General features: G+C 67.6%; 1 protein-coding gene. It reads left to right on the forward strand.

Going from position 1 to position 848, the window contains the following annotated elements; translation table 11 throughout:
* The first annotated feature begins 41 nt into the window (after positions 1–41).
* A protein-coding gene (locus tag ABEA93_RS42040) for an IS5 family transposase (protein WP_345681298.1) occupies positions 42–838 on the forward strand; the annotation gives its coding sequence in 2 pieces (ribosomal slippage) (positions 42–377 and positions 380–838; 795 coding nt in all).
* The last annotated feature ends 10 nt before the right edge of the window (positions 839–848 follow it).

The following is an 848-nucleotide window of genomic DNA, read 5'->3' on the forward strand; positions in this document are numbered from 1 at the left end:
AGACGTCATCTCATTTGGCTCGGTAGCCTGGGCTGGTGTCGATGGTTGAGCGTTTGGTGCCGGACGAGTTGTACGAGCTGTTCGAGCGGGTGGTTCCTCCCGCTCCGGTCCGCCCGCAGGGCGGTGGTCGGCGGCGGCATGGCGACCGGGAGGTCCTGGCCGCGATCGTGTTCGTGGCGACGACGGGCTGTACGTGGCATCAGCTGCCGCCCGTGTTCGGCCCGTCCGGGCCGACAGCGCACCGCCGGTTCACCGAGTGGACCAAGGCGCGGGTGTGGGCGAAGCTCTACCGCCTCGTCCTTGACGAGCTCGGCGCCCGTGGGGAGTTGGACTGGTCGCGATGCGCGATCGACTCGGTGAACATGCGGGCGATGAAAGGGGGGACCTGACAGGTCCGAATCCTGTGGATCGAGGCAAGAAGGGCTCGAAGATCCACCTGATCACCGAACGGACCGGTCTGCCCCTGTCGATCGGCATCTCCGGGGCGAACCTCCACGACAGCCAGGCCCTCGAACCGCTCGTCCTCGGCATTCCGCCGATCCGCTCCCGCCGCGGCCCACGCCGCAGGCGGCCCGCCAAACTCCACGCCGACAAGGGCTACGACTACCGCCACCTGCGCCGTTGGCTGAGCAAGCGCGGCATCCGGCACCGCATCGCCCGCAAAGGCGTCGAATCCTCCGCCCGACTCGGACGCCACCGCTGGACCATCGAACGCACCATGTCATGGCTCGCCGGCTGCCGCCGCCTGCACCGCCGCTACGAACGCAAGCCCGAACACTTCCTCGCCTTCACCGCCATCGCCTGCACCCTCATTTGCTATCGCAGACTCACCAAATGAGATGACGTCT

Origin of the sequence: Yinghuangia aomiensis (genome assembly GCF_039542225.1) — a bacterium.
GTDB classification, from domain to species: Bacteria; Actinomycetota; Actinomycetes; order Streptomycetales; family Streptomycetaceae; genus Yinghuangia; species Yinghuangia aomiensis.